Genomic DNA, 19,081 nt, shown 5'->3' with positions numbered 1-19,081 from the left:
AGTCCTAACGGCAAACCCTAGGAGTCTAGCGGGTCTCTAGCTGTCAATCCGATCCATGAAGGCGGCAGACGAAGCCCCGATAGGATCGGACACCGTGCTGGTCTACTTCGTCAATCATTCCACGGCGCCGATCAATCTCGGCGGAGCGGAGCGATCGATGATCGCGCTCGTGGAGGACTGGCAGCGGCGCGACCCCGAGTTCGAGCCCGTCTTCATCACCAAGGCTCCGCACGGGAAGTTCGTCGCCGCGATCGAGGAGCGCGGCTGGGCGTACGAGTCCTTCCCGTACCGCGGCTGGACGATCCCAGCACCCAACCCGCCGGCGAGCGAGGTCATGTACTTCGCCAACGACGACTACCGCTCGACGCTCGCAATCATCGCGATGATGGAACGTCGCCGGCCGGACCTCGTCGTCACCAACACGGTCGTCGCCCCGTGGGGGGCGTTCGCGGCGGCGGTGCTCGGCATCCCGCACGCCTGGTTCGTTCGGGAGTACGGAGACCTCGACCACGGGCTCACGTTCCAGAACGGCCGCGCTGAGACGTTCCAGGACATCGGGTTGATGTCGCAGGCCGTCTTCACGAACTCGCTCGCGTTGCGCGACCATGTCGGCCAGTACCTCCGCGGTGCCCGTATCGACGTCGTGTACCCCAGGGTCGAGGTGGACGAGGTGGCTGCGAAGGCGGCGGAGCTGCCGGCCGTCCGCCCTTTCGGCCCGGATGCCGGGCTCGCGATCACGGTCGTCGGTCGGCTCTCCGAGACGAAGGGGCAGTGGCGGGTCATCGAGGCGGTGGGCAGACTCCAGGCGCGCGGGATCACGGCGAGCGTCTGCCTGGTGGGCGGACAGGAACAGGTCGACTACGACAAGCGGTTGATGGATCGAGCTCGGGCGGCCGGCGTCGCGGACCGCGTCGTCATCGCGGGCGAGCAGGCGAACCCGTTCCCCTTCATCGCCGCGGCGGCTGTCTGCGTCACTCCCTCCGGCATCGAGGCCTTCGGTCGCACGACGCTCGAGTACATGGCGGCGGGTCGCGCCGTCATCGCCTCCGCCGGCGGTGGGAGCGCCGAGCTCGTCGAGGACGGCGTGACCGGATTCCTGTTCGAGCCGGATGACCTGGATCAGCTGGCGGACCGTCTTGCTCGCTACGCGTCGGACCCGACGCTCGCGGCGGCGCACGGGGCGGCGGCCCGAGAGCGCGCGGTCGACCTGACGACGCATGAGTTCAGCAATGAGAACGCGATCGCGCGCCTCGAGGAGACCGCCGAGGCGGAGCCGTACCGGCTCCCCAACGTCGCCCGCTACTGGTTCCAGCTTCCCGTGACCTATTTCGCCTCGGGAGGCGGCCGGCCGCGGATCACACTCGCGTTCATCGCTACGCGCCTTCCCGGCCGCATCAAGCGTCTGGCCGGGCGGCCATTGGCGGCACTGCGAAGAAGGAGGAGAGTGTGACCCGTCCTGTCACCGTCGTCGTCCCGGTGTACGGCGACCTGGAGACGCTGCAGGCGTGCGTCGCCTCTCTCATCGACAACGTCGACCAGAGCCTGCACCGTGTGCTGCTCGCGAACGACAGCGGGCCGGAGGCCGATGCGATCGAGGCGGCCCTGCTCGCGCAGATCGATGGCCAGCCCGGGTTCCGATATGAGCGCAATCCGAGCAACCTCGGATTCGTCGGCAACTGCAACCGCGCCGTGCTCGAGCTCGACGACACGGACAACGACATCCTGTTGCTCAACAGCGACACCATCACGACGCCCGGCTTCATCGAGACGCTGTCGGCGGCGTTGCACGAGTCGGAGAACACCGGCGCGGTCTGCCCGCGCAGCAACAACGCAACCGTTGCGAGCCTCCCTTTCGCATTGCGTGATCCCGCTGCCGTCCGATCGGTGGAACGGACCCGGCAGGTGCACGCGGCGCTCGCGAGCGCACTCCCCCTGTTCAGCGTGTCACCGGTCGCGATGGGGTTCTGCATCCTGATCCGGCGTGAACTCATCCGACGGTTCGGCCTGTTCGACGAGGCGTTCGCCCCCGGCTACGGTGAGGAGAACGACTTCTGCCTGCGCATCGGACGCGAGGGCTACCGATCGCTCATCGTGCACCGGGCGGTCGTCTACCACGTGGGCGGTCGATCGTTCGTCGGGGGGCGGCGCGAGGCCCTCCGCTCGGCGCACGAGAAGCTGCTGGTCTCCCGCTACCCGGACTACACCGATGCGGTCACGCGCTACCTCTACGTCGACCGCGACCCGGTGGACGTGTTCGCGGACTGTCTGGTTCCTGCAGACGGACCGGCTCGGGTGCTGGTTCACCTCGGCCGTCGCCACGGGGGCGTCGGGGAGAGCGAGCGCGCGCTGCTCGACGCCGCGGTCACCTGGCAGGGCGCCGGGGTGACGGTCGCCGGACCGGCCAGCGCCCTCCGCACCGTCGCGCGCACGCATCCCCAGCTCGCCCGGCGTCGCGCCGAGCATCTATCGGGAGTCTGGGACCTCGGGCTGCACGCGGGCCCCATCGGCGACGCGACCGTCCGCGGACGGCTCAACCGCACGTGCCTGCGCATCGCCGAGGTCGATGACGTCTCGACGCTCGACATCGTTCGCTTACGCACGGCTCCGGTCGACATCCCGGCCCTCCGCGAACGTTGGAGCGCGGAGACATCGCGCCCCGGCTACCTGGAGGACGCCGGCGCACCGACCGAGCCCCTCCATCGCCGGGTGCTCCGGTCGGCGGAGCGGACCGCCCCGCGGGCCGTCGGGCGCGCGAAGTCGCTCGCCCGACGTGTGCTGCGCCGCCCCTCCTCCTGAGCGACGGGACGCCGCGGCCTCACTTATGCGAGTACGGTGTCCAGTTCAGGCGACCGACGATCTCGTCCTCCGCGGCGAAGCGCACGCCCGCAGCGAGCATCCTGCGGGCGAGGTTCCAGTCACCCGGTTCGTCGACGAGCCAGCTTTCCTGGTCGTACTGGAAGAACCGCAGGCGGCCGTGGACGAGCGCCCCCTGGAAGCTGAAGCCACCGCGCTCCGGGGGCCAGGAGAAGATCCGCGCTTCGGAGCCGTCCACCTGGTTGTGCTGGATCAAGGCCCCGTAGGCGACCTCGGCCTTCGACGCACGCGCGAGCGCGAGCAGCCGCTCGATGTGGTCCGGCTCGAACGCGTCGTCCTCGTCCAAGGGCGCGACCCAGAGGCCGGCGGCCCGGCGGATGCCCTCGTTCATGCCAGGCGATCCCGCGACGAACCAGCGGTGCGAGCGCCGCTTGGGGTAGCTCCAGCGGTGCGGGAATGCGCTGTAGTTCACGCGCGGGTCGCCGAGTTCGCGCACGGCCGCCTCCGTCTCCGGGTTCGGGCCGTCGTTGACGATCAGGACCTCGATGTTCTCGTGCGTCTGTGCGAGAACCGAGGGCAGCGAGATCGTCATCAGTTCGTGGGTGCGCTGATAGGTGGCGATGCGCACCGTTACGAGGGGGTTCTCCTCGGTCCACGCATCCCCATAGCCTCTCTCCGAGCGCGCCAGTTCGAGCCGCTCGGTCGCGCTTGCCGTCGCGTCCCTGCCCGAGTGGAGCAGGAGCTTGTTGCGCTCGACGGTCTCCTCGACGCGCTTCAGACGCGTACCGACCCTCTCGAGCGCGTCTCGCACCTCGCCCTCGAAGGCCGCCGCCGACTCGCGGATCCCCGTGAGGCCGATGTCGAGGTGCGTGTCTACCCCGCGGAGATCGCTGACGACCGTCGACTGCACGAGGGCCGTGAGTGCCGCGATCTGCTCCCGCAGCCTCCGCTGCTCCTCGACCAATTCGTCGATCACGTCGCGGCGCTTCGGCCGGCGCGGACCCTTCGGCACCGTGTTGGCGTCATTCGTCACCGTTAGACCCTACCAATCCGATTCGTTCAGAACCCGCGCCATCCGCGCGACCACGTCACGGGTCACTCCCTCGTGGACGGGCAGAGAGACGACGCGGTCCTCGATCCGCTCGGTCACATCGAGTGGTCCCCTGGGTGCTCCCGCGAAGCGCGGGTGCCGGTGCAGAGCAGGGGCATAGTAGGTCCTGGCTTCCACGCCCTCCGCGGCAAGGGCGGCGACGACGCCGTCCCGATCGGCACCCTCGTCGAGGATCAGTGGCAGGAAGGCGAGCGTCGACCGCTCGACATTGTCGGGGACGCGGTGACGGCCGAGCGCTTCGGAGAACCAGCCGAGCACCCGGCGCCGCTCTGCGAGGATGCCGTCGAGCCGGTCCAGCTGACGGATACCGATGGCGGCGTGCAATTCCGAGAGTTTGCCGTTCAGACCCCACCGCACGGACTCCCTCCCGCCGTCGAAGCCGAAGTTGCTCGCGGACCGCAACTGGTCCGCCAGGTCCTCGTCCGCGGTGGTGACGGCGCCCCCCTCGCCGACGGCAAGGGGCTTCGTCGCGTGGAACGAGAAGACCTCCGCATCGCCATGGCCGCCCACCGGAGACCCGTCGGGGTACTCCGCCCCGAATCCGGCGGCGGAGTCGATGATCAGCGGTAGCTGTGCGGTGACGGCGACACGCTCCCAGTCGGCCGCTGCCGCGGAGCCGATGCCGAAGGGGTTGGCGAGCAGCAGGCCTGCTGTCGGACCGTCCTCGATGAGGTCGCGGATGCGATCAGGGTCGGCGGACAGCGTGCGTTCGTCGACGTCGACGAACGCGGGCACGAAGTCGAGCATCTCCACGGCCTGCGCGGCCGCGGCGAACGTGAACGAGGGCAACACGATGCGCCTGCGGCCGTCGCCGATTCCGACCAGGGTCGCGAGGGCGGCGACCAGCCCGATGGTGGCGCTCGAATAGGTAGCGACCCCGGGGACGCCGAGCCGCCGCGCGATCCCCTGGCGGAACCTCTGCTCGCGCGGCCCGAAGTTGCTGAACCGGCCGGAGGCCATGATGACCTCGTAGTCGGCGGCCACATCCTCGACAGGAGGGAAGTCGGCGCGGATCAGGGGGATCTCAAAGCTCATCGGCCCATCCTTCCGCCGTGCGCAAGCGGCGCGCCGGGCAACCGGCGACGACGGCGTTCTCCTGCGGGATGTCGCGGACGACGACGGCCCCCGCCCCGATGACGACACCCGCGGCGACGGACACGCCGTTGCGGATGTTGGCGCCGATGCCCACCACCACGCCGTCCCCGATGCGGCAGCTCCCGCCAATGTGCGCGCCGGGCGCGATCGTGACGAAGTCGCCGACACTCGTGTCGTGCGAGACCGTGGCGCCGACGTTGATGATCACGTGCCGTCCGACCCGCACATCCGTCGTCACGACGGCGCCGGGGGCGACGAAGGTGCCTCCGCCGAATTCCACGCGATCGCCGACGACGCTCTGCGCGGCGACGACCGTCGCGAATGCCTCACCTGGCCAGAGGCCGACCAGTCGTCGGCGCGCGCCGGGCGCGCCGACCGCCACGACGACCGGGGTGGCGCGCTGTTCCTCCGTCGCATCCTCGAAGGCGATCGCGTCGCCCGCGCGCGCGATGTGATCGGCCGTGACGGCGTGGAAGGCTATCGTGCGCCCCGCGGCGAAAGAGGCGAGTTCGCGAGCCTGACCGCCGGCCCCGAGTATGCCGATGGGAGGGAGCATGCGTTCGATCCTAGCGAGCGGGCTTCGCGGGCCGTCCGGCGAGGTAGGCCTCGACCGCTGTGAGGTGCGACCAACGCCGTTCCAGTCGTGGCACGGTCGTCGAGAGGTCGTCTGTGCCGTGAACGAGGTCGGCGATGGCCTCGGCGGGCGCGCCGGCCGCCGGCTCGCCGCGCACGATGGTCTCGGGTCCCGACGAGCCGTGCAGCCGGACCCAGCCGTCGGCGTGAGCTTCCAGGTCGCTGGCCGCAACGCGCACCTCGGCCAGCTCTGAGACGCGCCGCCATGAGATCGGCACCGCGTCGAGCAGGGTGAGGCCGACCCAGCGCAAGTGCCTCCGGTTCGCGGCCGTCAACTGATCCGCCCGGACTCCGTCGGCGAGCACGACACCGACGTCGAAGATCTCGACAGGATCCGGCGTGGACGACACCAGCCGGACGACAGCCGGGTCGAGACCCGCCAGCACGGCATCCTCGGGGTCGGCGACGACCTGCACCTCGAACCCTGCGGCAAGCGGTTCGATGAGATCGCGGCGGAGCCCCGCGAGCGCAACGCTTCTCAAACTCTGCTCGGGGATGGCCGTGGCGAGTCCTCGCAGATCGACCTCCGCTTTCCGGCGGCCGTCCCGCGGAACGAGGAGGTCGGCGAACCACTCGGCCGCACGGACGCCGAAGTAGTTGTAGTTGCGGACCGCCCGACGGTAGAAGGGGTACTTGCGGTCCAGGAGCCGCTCGTGCGCGTCACGGATCTCGTTCCTGCCGACGCTTTGGAAGCTCTTCGAGCCCTCGTGGAATACCAGGGCCCGGTTGGTCATCACCGACAGGTAGCCGGCCTGGTTGAGCCGCAGGCAGTAGTCGTTCTCCTCACCGTAACCGGGCGCGAACTCCTCGGCGAACAAGCCGTACTTGCGGATCAGTTCGCGACGGGTGAGGAAGCAGAATCCCATCGCGACAGGCGGGACGGTGTAGTCCGGCAGGTACGACACGATCGCGTCATACACGAGGCGGGTGCGCTCGATGTCGCGCCCCGCAGCGGGGTCGGCGAGGCGGTAGGGCAGGCTCGCGATGGTGGCGCTGTTGCTCCGCGCCGTCACGACGCCGTGCCGCGGGTCCGCGTACAGGACATCCGACATCGCATCGACGAAGCCCGGCGTGGGCACGGTGTCGCTGTTGAGGAGCAGGATGTCGCGGTCGCTGCGGTCGAGTTCGAGGGCCGCGCGGTTGCACGTGCCGACGAACCCGAGATTGCGCGCGTTGCGGTGATACTCGAAACCGTCGAGACCGTCGATCGCCTCCAGCAGCGCTGCCTCGATCTCGTCGGCGTCAGGTCCGACGTCATTGACCAGCATCACGGCATGCCGCGAGAAGTCGACAGTGGTCTTGAGCGCCTCGACGCAGGCGGAGAGCGACTCGAGGTCGCCGTAGACGGGCACGACGACGGTGACACCGGGGCGCGAATTCACGGACAGTTTCCTCACTGAGCCACGACGGGCGACGGTCCGGCCCGTGATCTTCCCGACGAGTCTAGCGGTGAGGCTCCCGCTAGAGTCTCTGTTGTGCGTGTCCTCGTCAACTGTCACAGTCCGGCGTACGAGACACTCGGGGGTGCGGAGAAGTCGATCATCGCCATTGCGGAGCGGTGGAGGGAACGCGACCCCGAGGTCGAGTTCGTCTTCGTCGTCCCCGCGACCGACGGCCTGCTCGCGCCTGCGCTCATCTCCCGCGGCTTCGCTGTCACACGCATCCCGTCGTTTCCGTGGGTGCTTCGCAAGGCCCCGGACGAGGGCGAGCGCATCCTGCGCTATCAGCGGCAGAACGCTCAGGCGCTTCAGCGGTTCACGGACCTGATCGCGCGCGAGAAGGTGGATCTGGTCGTCACCAACACGATCGTTAACCCCTGGGCGGCCGTCGCCGCTTCCGTCACCGGCACGCCGCACGCATGGCTGGTCCGCGAGTTCGGCGATCTCGACCACGGCCTGGAGTTCGAGTTCGGCGCGGAGCCGACCTGGCGTGACATCGCGACACTTTCCGATGTAGTCGTCGCGAACTCGGAGGCGGTCAGGGACCACATCGAATCGTTCGCGCCGGGCACGCGCGCCGTCGTCTCCTATCCCCCGGTCGCCGTCCCGGCCGACGCGGCGCCGGACGCGGCCGAGGATAACGCGCCGTCAGCGGACGTCGCTCTCGCGATCGTCTGCGTCGGCACGATCTCCGTCTCCAAGGGTCAGGCCGTCGCCATCGAGGCCGTGCAACGCCTGGCATCCGCGGGAGTGGAGGCCCAGCTGACGCTCGTCGGCGCCGATGCCCCCACCGGCTATCGCGACGAACTGCGCAACCTCGCCGACCGTCTCGGTGTCGGCGACAGGGTCACGATTCTTCCGCCGACCGACGATGTGGCATCGATCGTCGCGAAGGGGCACATCGCGGTCACCCCGTCGACCATGGAGGCGTTCGGCCGCACCACGCTGGAGTACATGCTGCTCGGCAAGCCCGTCGTGGGCGCGCGCTCCGGGGGCACCGTCGAGCTGATCGACTCCGGGCGCACCGGCTATCTCTTCACCCCGGGCAACCCCGACGACCTCGCGGTCGCCCTCGCCGTCTATGCCAACGACCGCACCGCCATCGCGCGGCACGGCGCCAGAGCTCGCGAGCGCGCGCTCGGCTTCGTCAGCGGTGACCGGGCGATCGACGCACTGATCGACCGGCTCGGCGCGCTCGGCGGAGGAGGACGCACCTCGGGCAGGACTCCTCTCCTGCTCGGCGGCGTGATGAGCGAGTCCGGCAGAGCCCTGGACTGGGTGCGTGCGCGCGTCCACCAGCGCGCTGAGACCCTCGAGTACCGCCTCGGCTCCCGCGTGGTCGGTCCCGGTCGGCGCCTGGTGAACCTGGGCCGGCGCGCGCGGCGCGGCGCTGAGCGCGTGCTGCGTGCGGAGTCCGAGCGTCGGTCTCGCCGTTCGAGCCCCGCTCCAGGGGCACCGTCGCAGGTGGTGGCGCCCGGTGCCGCGAAGCAGCCCCGCCCCATGACGACCCTGGTGAAGGACCAGGCGGTCGCCCTCGCTCTCGTGCGGCGCGGACTCGTCGACAAGGACTTCTACGGCGTGCTCGCGGGCAAGCGCTTCGCGACGGACCTCGACGCCGCCCGACACTTCCTGTCCACCGGTCTCGCCGCCGGTCTCGCGCCTTCGGCGGATTTCGAGCCGGAGTGGGCGGGAGCGGTGTCCGGGAAGCCAGCGGCCGCCGCGGTGCGCTACGTCGCCGGTCATGGCGGCGACAGCCTCGCCCGCGTCTGGACGGACGCGATGCACGAGGACTCCACCGCGATGGTGCCCTCGACCACCGTCGACCCGGACGCGCTGCTCGCCGCACCGATCGACGGGTCCGGCTTCACCGACCCCCGCAGCCTGTACGAGCGCCCCGGCCGGTTCATCGCGACGACCCTGACCCGTCAGCCGAGCAACGCGGTCACCGGGACCCGCTGGGATGCCGCCCTCGCCGCGTGCGCCCAGCGGTCGGACGACGTCGTCTCCATCCTGATGCTGACATACAACGACTGGCGCCGCACGGTTGCCGCGGTGGACTCCATTTTCGCTGCGCGCACCAAGACGGCGTACGAGATCGTGCTCGTCGACAACGGATCGGCGCCGCCGGTGCGCAGGATTCTCCGCGCCCTCTACGGTGCCAACCCGCTGGTGAATCTCATCGTGTCGCCGGTGAACCTCAACTTCGCGGGCGGCTGCAACCTCGCGTTCACGCAGTCGGTCGGATCCCGCGTCGTGTTCCTCAACAACGACACCGAGGTGACCGACGGGTGGTTGGATGCGCTGCTCGCAACGCTCGACGAGCCGGACACCGTCGGCGCCCAGTCGCTTCTCATCTACGGCCACGGCACCATTCAGACCGCTGGAACCGTGTTCGACGGTCCGAACACTCTGCCGCGGCACTTCCTCACCGATCACCCCATCGAGGATGCGTTGGCCCTGTCGAAAGACGCGCTCTCCGGATTCTCCGCGGCGACGGCCGCGAGCCTCGCCGTCCGTTCGGCGGACTTCGCGCGCGTGCAGGGATTCGACGAGCTCTTCGCGAACGGGATGGAAGACGTCGACCTGTGCCTTCGTCTCGGCGAGGAGATCGGCGGCGCCTTCACGACGTCGACCGGCTCGAGGGTCAAACACCACGAGAGCGTTTCGCAGGGGCGCGGCGCGCGGACCGTTCCGAACCGCGCCCGCTTCTGGCAGCGCTGGGCGGGCTCGTTGCCGGTATCGGACGCCTGGCGGTACGCGGAGCTCGGCCTCGCGACCGTTTCGTTCGCGCCGCGTGGCACGCGGCCAGGGGAGATCGGTCTCACGCAGGGCACCGAGCCCGTCACCGTGCGCCAACCCGATGCTCCGCGCAGACGAGTCGCCATACGCCGCCCGTACCTGTCGCCGACCGACGGCCGCACGGAGGCGCGCGCTCAGCTGGTCGAGGAGGTGATCGCCGCGCTGGGGAGGCTCGACGCCCACCTGATCGTCGACACCGCCTCCACCCGCTACCGCAGGACCCGAGCGTTCGACGATGCGGTAGTGCACTTCGCGTTCGACGGCGAGCCTGACATCCAGCCCGGAGCCAAGAACGTCGTCATCGCCGTCGGCGCCGCCTTCGACGACCAGTTCGCGCGCTTCGGCGACGTCGTGCTGCGTCTCACGGACAGTGCGGATGAACCCGCCGACCTCTCCGGCTTGCTCACCGAGGAGGAGGCGGAGCGGTTGCGCGAGGCGCTCGCCTGAGCCGACGCATCACGTCTCGGTCGAGCAGGGGCGTCCACTCTTGCTAGTGTGAACCGTCCTGTCCACCGCAAGAGAGTCGTGACCGCACCCGCCATGCTCGAGACCCAGCAGCCGACGACGAGGCGCGATGCACGGCGAAGCGGTTTCCTCCCCGAGTTGCAGGCACTGCGGGCGGTCGCCGTCACCGGCGTCGTGGTGTACCACCTCTATCCCGGCGTACTCCGCGGGGGCTTCGTCGGCGTCGACGTGTTCTTCGTCATCTCGGGCTTCCTGATCACGTCCCACTTGCTGCGCGGGTGGGCGACAGAGGGCCGCATCCGGTTCGCCGCGTTCTACGCGCGCCGTGCGTGGCGCCTGCTGCCCGCTGCGCTGCTGGTGCTCCTCGTCACCGCCGCGCTGACGATCCTGGTGCTCCCCGAGCGCAATTGGCCGCAGGTGTTCCAGGAGATCGGCGCCTCCACCTTCTACGTCGAGAACTGGTACCTGGCTGTCCACTCGGTGGACTATCTTGCGCAGAACACCGACATCGCAAGCCCCGTCACGCACTACTGGTCGCTCTCGGTGGAGGAGCAGTTCTACCTGGTCTGGCCGCTCGTCCTGGTGGCCGGTGGATGGGTCGCATCCCGGCTCGCGCCGTGGCGCCGCCGAGCGGTCCTCCTGAGCGTTCTCGGCGCAGTATTCGCGGCCTCACTCGTCGCCAGCGTAGCGCTGACGGCATCCGATCCCAGCCCGGCGTACTTCGCCACGCAGACGCGCGCGTGGGAGTTTGCGGCAGGCGGGATCGTCGCCGTCCTGCTCGCGCGGTCGGAGACCGCACCCCGTGCGCGTGCCGCGCTCTCCTGGGCGGGCCTTGCGGCCATCGCAGCCGCTCTCGCCTTCTACACGGGGGCCGTCCCGTTCCCCAGCTGGACAGCGCTGCTCCCCGCCGCAGGTACAGTCGCCGTCATCGTAGCGGGATCACCCGAGGTCCCCTGGGCTCCGAGCCGTCTGTTCGAACTGAGGCCCGTGCAGTACCTCGGCGATATCTCGTACAGCCTGTACCTGTGGCACTGGCCGCTCATCGTCTTCGGTCTGGCGGTGCTCGGCCGCCTCAGCCTCGCGGGGCATGCCGGCGTCCTCGTCCTCTCCCTGGTCCTCGCCGCCCTCACCAAGCGGTTCATCGAGGAGCCGCTGCGCCGCGGCATCGGCTTCCTCGGGCGTCCGCGGTACACGCTCCTCGCCACTGCGGCGGCGATGAGCGTTGTGCTCGTAGCCTCCCTCGCCATCGCTGGGACGACCACCGGACGCATCGACAGCGAGCGTGCGAAGGCCGTGGCCGCTCTCGACTCGAGCACGTGCCTGGGTGCGGGAAGCCTCGCGGCGGCGGGGTGCGGCGAAGTCGACTGGGAGGGCGGACTGATCCCCGGGACCGCGGCAGCCCCGACCGACGACGTGAACTCCATCGACTGCTGGAGCCGCAACGGGGACGACCGACTCAAGGTCTGTTCCGAGGGGCCGTCCACTGGAGCGGCACTCCGTGTCGCCCTAGTCGGCGACTCCCACAGCAACCAGTACCTCGCCGCGCTCCGTGCCCTCGCGCGTAAGAACCGCTGGCACTTCGATGTGTACGGCAAGACCGGATGCACCTGGTCGACTGTCGCCATCAAGCAGACCGCCGACTGGATGCGCAGTTGCGACGCCTGGCGTGCGAAGGTCGGGGCGCGACTGGCGTCCGTCGCCCCGTACGACGTCGTGATCACGAGCTACTCGGCGACCACCGACGTTGTCGCCTCCCCCGGCAAGACCGTCCAGCAGTCCGTCGTCGACGGCTTCGTCGATGTGTGGGCTCCGGTGGCGGCGCGGGGCACGAAGATCGTGGCGATCCGGGACAATCCGCGGCCGAACCCGGCGTACCTCTCGTGCATCGACGCGCATCCCGGCGACCCCGGCGACGCGTGCGCCGTCGACGAGGAGCGCGCCTTCCACTACTTCGACGGCCAGCCGGAGGCGGTTCGGAAGGTTCCGAACGCGGTCCTGCTCGACCTCACGCCGTACTTCTGCCTGAGCGACGAGTGCGACCCGGTGATCGGCAACGTCATCGTCTACCGCGACGCCAATCACCTGACCTCGAGCTACACCCGGACGCTGGCTCCCTACCTCCGCGCCGGTGTGCTGAAGCTGACGGGGCTGAAGGAGAAGCCGGCAGCCTGAGGCGGGCCGGCCGCGGCCGGAAGGCCGGCCGCGAAGACGCCGCGACCGGCCGCATCCGCTCAGTGGAAGAAGTGCCGCTCCCCGGTGAAGTACATCGTGACGCCGGCCGCCTTCGCCGCCGCGATCACGTCCTCGTCGCGGATGGAGCCTCCCGGCTGCACGATCGCGGAGACGCCGGCGGCGATCAGGATCTCGGGGCCGTCCGCGAACGGGAAGAACGCGTCCGACGCGGCGACAGAGCCGGACGCCCGCTCGCCTGCGCGGCTGACCGCGAGGTTGCACGAGTCGACGCGGTTGACCTGGCCCATGCCGACGCCGACGGAGGCGCCGTCCTTCGCGAGCAGGATGGCGTTCGACTTGACCGCGCGGCAGGCCTTCCAGGCGAACTCGAGGTCGGCGCGCGTCGCCGCGTCCGCCTCCTCGCCCGAGACGAGCGTCCAGGTCGAGGAGTCGAACTCGTCGAAGCGGTCGCTGTCCTGGACGAGCACGCCGCCGGAGATCTGCCGGAACTCGGTGAGCGAACGCGCGTAGCCCTCCGGCAGCTGCAGGATGCGCAGGTTCTTCTTGGTCTGCAGCAGCTCCAGCGCCTCCGGCTCGTAGCCCGGTGCGATGAGGACCTCGGTGAAGATGCCCTTGACCGTCTCGGCCATCGCGAGGGTCACGGTGCGGTTCGCCGCGATGACCCCGCCGTACGCGGAGACCGGGTCGCACTCGTGCGCCTTGCGGTGCGCCTCGGCGATGTCGTCGGCGACGGCGATCCCGCACGGGTTCGCGTGCTTGATGATGGCGACGGCCGGCTCCTGGAAGTCGTAGGCGCTGCGCAGAGCCGCGTCCGCGTCCACGTAGTTGTTGTACGACATCTCCTTGCCGCCGAGCTGCGTCGCCTGCGCGATGCCGCGCCCGGTCGGGTCCGCGTACAGGGCGGCGGCCTGGTGCGAGTTCTCGCCGTAGCGCAGGGTCTGCGTGAGCTCGGCGCGCACCTCGAAGCGCTCGGCGAAATCGTCGGTGGACGGGGCGTCGCCCGCGAACCAGGCGGCGACGGCTCCGTCGTACGCGGCGGTGTGCGCGAAGGCCTTCGCGGCGAGGCCGCGGCGCTGCTCGAAGCTGGTGCCGCCCGCGGCGACCGCGGCGGTCACGTCGGCGTAGTCCTCCGGCGACACCACGATGGCGACGTTGGCGTGGTTCTTCGCGGCGGCGCGCACCATCGCGGGACCGCCGATGTCGATCTGCTCGACGACGTCGTTGCCGACCGCCCCGGAGGCGACGGTCTCCACGAACGGGTACAGGTTCACGACGACCAGCTCGAACGGCTCGATCCCGAGGTCCTTCAGCTGCTCCTCGTGCGAGGCGAGGCGCAGGTCGGCGAGCAGGCCCGAGTGGATGGCCGGGTGCAGCGTCTTGACGCGGCCGTCCAGCGACTCGGGGAAACCGGTGACGCTCGCGACATCGGTCACCGGGTGCCCGGCGTCGCGGATGGTCTGGGCGGTGGACCCGGTGGAGACGATCTCGACGCCCGCGTCCGCGAGCGCCTTCGCGAGGTCGAGCAGACCGGACTTGTCGCTGACCGAGATCAGCGCGCGGCGGATGGGGACGACATCCCGCTCGCGGTAGAGGCTGGCGTCGTGACGGGGTCCGCTCATGCTCGGGAAAGCTCCTTGAGGTCGATGTGTCCGTTGGCGATGTCGAGGACGGCGTCGATGAGCAGCCGCCGCTCCACGGGTTTGATGCGCTCGTGCAGGCTCGCCTCGGTGTCCGTCGGCAGCACGGGCACGCGCTCCTGGCTGATGACGGGGCCCGCGTCGACACCGTTGTCGACGATGATGAGGCTCGCGCCGGTCTGGGTGACGCCCGCCGCGAGCGCGTCCCGCACGCCGTGCGCGCCGGGGAACTCGGGCAGGTACGCCGGGTGCGTGTTGATCAGGAACGGCGAGAACGCCTCGACGACGCGCGGCGGCACGAGGCGCATGAAGCCGGAGAGCACGACGAGGTCGGGCTGCCACTGCCGGATCTGCTCCAGCAGCGCATCCCCCCACTCCTCGCGGCTGTCGTACGAGGTGAACGGGACGGTGAAGACGGGCACGCCGAACTCCTCGGCGTGCTCGAAGCCATCCGCCTCCCTGTCCGCCCCGACCGCGACGACGCGCGCGGGGAACTCGGCGTCGGACGCCGCCTCCAGCAGAGCGCGCAGATTGGAGCCACCGCCGGAGATCAGGACGACAATCGAGAGCACGCGACAAGCCTACCCACCCGCGGAGGCGCGCTCCGACCGGTCAGCGCCGCCCGGCGCTTCCGGCCCTGCCGCCCACCCTGCTCCCCGCGAGCAGCCCGATCGCCGCGGCGACCGCGACCTCGGCCGCGGCGAGCGCGCCGACCAGCCACGGGTTGGGGCCGACATCGTGGAGCCGTCCCGGGCCGAGCGCCCCGGACGACCACCAGGCGAGGAGCCCGAGCTCGATCCCGGCGACGACGCCGATGCCCGCCGCGGTGAGCACGAGGGCGAGCGGCCCGTCCGGCTGCGCCCTCCCGGTGCCGCGGAGCAGCGCGGCGGCGAGGAAACCGGCCAGCAGCGGCACGACGATGCCGACGAGCCCGAAGCTGTAGCCGTGCGCGGGGATGACGCCGAACAGCGGCAGGCCGGGCAGCGGCCCGAGCGCGGTGCCGATCGGGCTCACGGCGGAGCCGGTGCCGATCGCGAAACCGGGACCGATCAGCCAGGACGCCAGCCAGACGACGAGGTTCGGCAGGAAGGCCAGCTGGGCGACGGTGAGTGCGATCCCGCCCGCGACCCCGCTCTGCAGCTGCTCGTAGAGGCTGATGATCGTCCCGTAGTTGCCGAAGATGAGGAGGGCGAGGACGAGGGCCGCGATCCCGATCACGATGGCGGTCGCTGCGCTTCCGGCGCGCACGGCGCCGAGCGCTCCGGCGCGCACCGGCGCGGGGATGGCCGCGACGCGGTCGCGCACGGCGACGAGGGCGGGCCCGGCGGCGCCTGCGGCCGGGTCGGCGCCCGTCGCCGGGTCCCGCTCCGGCACACCGGTCGGCGCGGCGCGCGAGTCCTGCGCATCGTCGCGCGCGGGCGAGCGCAACGCGGCGAACCCGAAGCCGGCCCCGATGCCGAGACCGTAGACGAAGGGCGGCAGCAGGACGCCCTGCCACAGCGAGGGCTGGACCGGTGCGCTGCCCGCGGTCAGGGTCACGAGCGCCGCGATCGCGAGGAACGCGCCGAGCGCACTCAGCGCGCCCGTCGCCCGGAACGGCGTCTCGGCGGCGCGCATCCCCGTGCGCACGCCGAGGCCGGCCGTGAGCACCGCGAAGCCGAGCAGCGCGATCGTGACCTGGAACGGGACGGCAGCACCGGGCAGGCCGAGAGTGGCGACGGTCTGCGGGTCGAGCGCGATGGTCAGGTTCACGCCGTGGCCGACGAGCCAGATGTCGGCGGCGGCGCGCCACACGACGAGGAAGGACGCCCCGAGCTGGTACTGCGCCGCCCACAGCACGGTCAGCGGCACCAGGCAGATCGCCAGGCCGATCGCGGCGACGATGACCGCCTCCAAAGCGGCGAGCAGTGCGACGGTTGCACGATTCATGACCGGCAGCACCCCACCCGGAACGCGGCGACCAGCCCGGCGATTGCACGATTCATGACCGGCAGCACCCGGCCGAGAACGCGGCGAGCAGGGCGACAGTTGTGCGATTCATGACCGGATGGAGCCTACCGGGAGCGCGCGCCGCCCACCCGGCGACACTTCGGCGCTCAGGAGACGGTCATGATCGGGGTGTCGTCATCCGCGTGCTCCGGAACGGTGATCACGGGCCGCTGCACCAGCTCGAGCACCGCGATCACGACCGCCGCGATCACGAGCGTCCAGATGATCAGGGCCGGGGTCAGCGGGCGGACGAACAGGACCACCGCGGCGGCGATGACCGCGACGGCCGCGCGCAGCAGGACCCGCTGCGCGTAGATCCACTCGCCCGCCTTGCCCGTCGTGATGCCGTGCCGTTCCGCGGAGGTCCGCACCCACGTCACACCCGAGCCGAAGAAGCCGCGGAGGCGCCGTGGCACCCCGAAGGGACCGGCGTACCAGCCCACGACCGCGACGACGATCGCCAGCACGAGCACGGCGACCCCGGTGTCCCGCATCGGCGTCGCCACGGTTCCGAAGACCGTCTGCGCCACCCCGGCCGGGATCAGCCCCGGAGAGACCGACCCGACGAAGACCAGCCGGCCGATCCCGATCCCGGCGACCACGACGATCATCGCGATCGCGAGCGCCGAGGCCGCCCCGATGAGCGCAAGCGCACGGCGCCTGGCCACGACCACCCCGAGTGCGAGCAGTCCGATGGCCACCCACGGCAGCCACGCGCCCGCCGCGACCGCGACGCCGTAGAACACCTGCAGCGTGGGGATGGACGAGTTCTGCGCGACCGTGATCGTGCGATCCACCGTGGGGATCTGCGACGCGAACGTGATGCCGCGCTCGACGAGCAGCTGTTTGACCCTGTCGATGATCGGCCCGAGCTGCACCCCGACGGAGCCGTCCGAGCCGACCGTGATGGCCGCCTGCGGGTCGCCCTGCATCGTGGCGACGAGCTGCGTGTGCGACGCGCGCAGCGCCTCCTGCCAGACCTGGGCGAACGCGTCGGACGCCACGAAGTTGCCGACGGTGGTGTGGATGAGCGAGAGGATACCGTCCGCCAGCGGTCCCTTGAGCGCCTCGAGCGCCTTGGTGGCCACCGGGCCGGTGCCGAGGTTCGTGATGCCGTCGACGACCTGCGAGGTGAGCGCGGGGATGTCGACGGAGTCCTCGATCACCTTCACCGCCTCATCCGTCACGTACGCCTGAACGCCCGGATCGTGGGCGAGCGGCGCGTAGGTGGCGACGAACGCGTCCGTGTCGGTGAGCTGCAGCTTCGCCCAGGACGCGACGACCGCGACGGGGGCGAGGATCGCGCCGATCACGATCAGCACGACGGCGAGCAGCGTCCATCCCCAGCCGCGCTTGTGCGCCAGGGCCGGAGCGGGCGCGGCACCGACCAGGGGCTCCGTGCCGTCGCCTTCGGTGCCGAGACGACCCCGGAGCTCGGCGTTCTCCTCCTCGAGCGCGGCGAGGCGCTGCAGCAGCTCTGCGTTGGTCAGGCGTGGCATCGGACGTCCCCTCCCTTCGGCGGTGTGCACACTGTAGCGCCGCCGGAGGGCGAGGGGGCAGGCCCGTGTTCGCGGCTGTGGAGAACGCGAAACGGGCCGGACCCCGTGCAGGAGTCCGGCCCGTCGACGGGGATGCGTCAGAGCGCCGCGTAGACCTCGCGCAGCAGCTCTGCGGTCTCGGACGGGGTCTTGCCGACCTTCACGCCCGCGGCCTCCAGGGCCTCCTTCTTCGCCTGCGCGGTGCCGGCGGAGCCCGAGACGATGGCGCCGGCGTGGCCCATCGTCTTGCCCTCGGGAGCCGTGAAGCCGGCGACGTAGCCGACGACCGGCTTGGTGACGTTCGCCTTGATGAAGTCGGCCGCACGCTCCTCGGCGTCGCCGCCGATCTCGCCGATCATCACGATGGCCTTGGTCTCCGGGTCCGCCTCGAACGCGGCGAGCGCGTCGATGTGGGTGGTGCCGATGACCGGGTCGCCGCCGATGCCGATGGCGGTGGAGAAGCCCAGGTCGCGCAGCTCGTACATCATCTGGTAGGTCAGCGTGCCGGACTTGGAGACGAGTCCGATCGGGCCCTTGCCGGTGATGGTCGCCGGGGTGATGCCGACGAGCGACTCACCCGGGGTGATGATGCCGGGGCAGTTCGGGCCGATGATCCGGGTCTTGTTGCCCTTCTCCTTGGCGTAGGCCCAGGCCTCGGCGGAGTCCTGCACCGGGATGCCCTCGGTGATCACGACGAGCAGCGGGATCTCGGCGTCGATGGCCTCCACCAGCGCGTCCTTCGCGAACGCCGGCGGCACGCAGATGATCGACACGTCGGCGCCGGTGTTCTCAATCGCCTCGACGACCGTCCCGAACACCGGGAGCTCGACGTCGCCGTGGGTGACCGTGGTGCCTGCCTTGCGCGCGTTGACGCCGCCGACGACCTGCGTGCCGGCCTTCAGCATCAGGGCGGTGTGCTTGGTGCCCTCGCCGCCGGTGATGCCCTGGACGATGACCTTGGAGTCCTTGTTGAGGAAGATAGACATTCTGTTGTACGTCCTTGCTTACTTCGCGGCCAGCTCGGCGGCCTTGTCGGCGCCTTCGTCCATGGTGAGAGCGAGGGTGACCAGCGGGTGGTTCGCCTCGGTGAGGATGCGGCGGCCCTCGTCGACGTTGTTGCCGTCGAGGCGGACGACCAGCGGCTTGTTCGCCTCGTCGCCGAGGATCTCCAGCGCCTTCACAATGCCGTTCGCGACCGCGTCGCACGCGGTGATGCCGCCGAAGACGTTGACGAACACGCTCTTGACCTGCGGGTCGTTCAGGATGACGTCCAGGCCGGCGGCCATGACCTCGGCGGAGGCGCCGCCCCCGATGTCGAGGAAGTTGGCCGGCTTGACGCCCTTGTGCTTCTCGCCCGCGTAGGCGACG

13 protein-coding genes and 1 pseudogene are annotated in these 19,081 nt (G+C 70.4%); 4 read left to right on the top strand and 10 right to left on the bottom strand.

Features of this window, described 5'->3' with window-relative positions; genetic code table 11:
* Positions 1 to 55: 55 nt before the first annotated feature.
* Positions 56 to 1,450, top strand: a complete 1,395-nt coding sequence (locus ACTHMF_RS12775) for a glycosyltransferase (RefSeq protein WP_440318057.1) — start codon at positions 56 to 58, stop codon at positions 1,448 to 1,450.
* Positions 1,447 to 2,796 (top strand): glycosyltransferase family 2 protein, encoded by a 1,350-nt coding sequence (locus tag ACTHMF_RS12770; RefSeq protein WP_440318055.1) that lies wholly within the window; start codon positions 1,447 to 1,449, stop codon positions 2,794 to 2,796. Before ACTHMF_RS12775 ends, ACTHMF_RS12770 begins: the two co-directional genes overlap by 4 nt.
* 19 nt (positions 2,797 to 2,815) lie before the next feature.
* Here ACTHMF_RS12770 and ACTHMF_RS12765 read toward each other — a convergent pair whose 3' ends face one another.
* Genes ACTHMF_RS12765 through ACTHMF_RS12750 form a run of 4 tightly spaced genes read right to left on the bottom strand, consistent with a single transcriptional unit; the run spans position 2,816 to position 7,035 of the window.
* Entirely contained in the window at positions 2,816 to 3,847 is a 1,032-nt protein-coding gene (locus ACTHMF_RS12765; protein WP_440318053.1) for a glycosyltransferase family 2 protein, read from the bottom strand.
* 9 nt (positions 3,848 to 3,856) lie between these two features.
* Positions 3,857 to 4,960 (bottom strand): DegT/DnrJ/EryC1/StrS family aminotransferase, encoded by a 1,104-nt coding sequence (locus ACTHMF_RS12760; RefSeq protein ID WP_440318051.1) that lies wholly within the window; start codon positions 4,958 to 4,960, stop codon positions 3,857 to 3,859.
* A complete protein-coding gene (locus ACTHMF_RS12755; protein WP_440318049.1) occupies positions 4,950 to 5,576 on the bottom strand; it encodes a hypothetical protein in 627 nt (208 codons plus the stop codon). The genes ACTHMF_RS12760 and ACTHMF_RS12755 overlap by 11 nt, the downstream gene beginning before the upstream one ends.
* A gap of 10 nt (positions 5,577 to 5,586) precedes the next feature.
* Positions 5,587 to 7,035, bottom strand: a complete 1,449-nt coding sequence (locus ACTHMF_RS12750; RefSeq protein WP_440318090.1) for a glycosyltransferase — start codon at positions 7,033 to 7,035, stop codon at positions 5,587 to 5,589.
* A 93-nt stretch (positions 7,036 to 7,128) separates the two neighbouring features.
* On the opposite strand from ACTHMF_RS12750, the gene ACTHMF_RS12745 reads away from it, so the two are divergent.
* Positions 7,129 to 10,338 (top strand): glycosyltransferase, encoded by a 3,210-nt coding sequence (locus ACTHMF_RS12745; RefSeq protein WP_440318048.1) that lies wholly within the window; start codon positions 7,129 to 7,131, stop codon positions 10,336 to 10,338.
* A gap of 78 nt (positions 10,339 to 10,416) precedes the next feature.
* A complete protein-coding gene (locus ACTHMF_RS12740; RefSeq protein WP_440318046.1) occupies positions 10,417 to 12,528 on the top strand; it encodes an acyltransferase family protein in 2,112 nt (703 codons plus the stop codon).
* Positions 12,529 to 12,587: 59 nt separating this feature from the next.
* Here the strand turns inward: ACTHMF_RS12740 and purH are convergent, their stop codons facing one another.
* From purH to ACTHMF_RS12710, 6 genes and pseudogenes are all read right to left on the bottom strand, one after another.
* Entirely contained in the window at positions 12,588 to 14,168 is a 1,581-nt protein-coding gene (gene purH, locus ACTHMF_RS12735) for a bifunctional phosphoribosylaminoimidazolecarboxamide formyltransferase/IMP cyclohydrolase (RefSeq protein ID WP_440318044.1), read from the bottom strand.
* Positions 14,165 to 14,758: a phosphoribosylglycinamide formyltransferase gene (gene purN / locus ACTHMF_RS12730; RefSeq protein ID WP_314149351.1), complete on the bottom strand. Its 594-nt coding sequence runs from the start codon at positions 14,756 to 14,758 to the stop codon at positions 14,165 to 14,167. The genes purH and purN overlap by 4 nt, the downstream gene beginning before the upstream one ends.
* Before the next feature lie 40 nt (positions 14,759 to 14,798).
* Positions 14,799 to 16,115, bottom strand: coding sequence for a cell division protein PerM (locus tag ACTHMF_RS12725; RefSeq protein ID WP_440318042.1), 1,317 nt, complete (start codon positions 16,113 to 16,115; stop codon positions 14,799 to 14,801).
* 167 nt (positions 16,116 to 16,282) lie between these two features.
* On the bottom strand, positions 16,283 to 17,674 hold the full coding sequence (locus ACTHMF_RS12720; RefSeq protein WP_440318040.1) for a hypothetical protein: 1,392 nt from the start codon (positions 17,672 to 17,674) through the stop codon (positions 16,283 to 16,285).
* 137 nt (positions 17,675 to 17,811) lie between these two features.
* Entirely contained in the window at positions 17,812 to 18,699 is an 888-nt protein-coding gene (gene sucD, locus ACTHMF_RS12715) for a succinate--CoA ligase subunit alpha (protein ID WP_440318038.1), read from the bottom strand.
* Between the two features lie 18 nt (positions 18,700 to 18,717).
* Positions 18,718 to 19,081 (bottom strand): annotated as a pseudogene (locus tag ACTHMF_RS12710) (ADP-forming succinate--CoA ligase subunit beta); the annotation flags it as partial.

It is taken from the genome of Leifsonia sp., from assembly GCF_051955155.1.
In the GTDB taxonomy this organism is placed as follows: domain Bacteria; phylum Actinomycetota; class Actinomycetes; order Actinomycetales; family Microbacteriaceae; genus Leifsonia.
The sequence above is the reverse complement of the archived record's forward strand: the minus strand, read 5'-3'. Positions and strand labels throughout refer to the sequence as shown.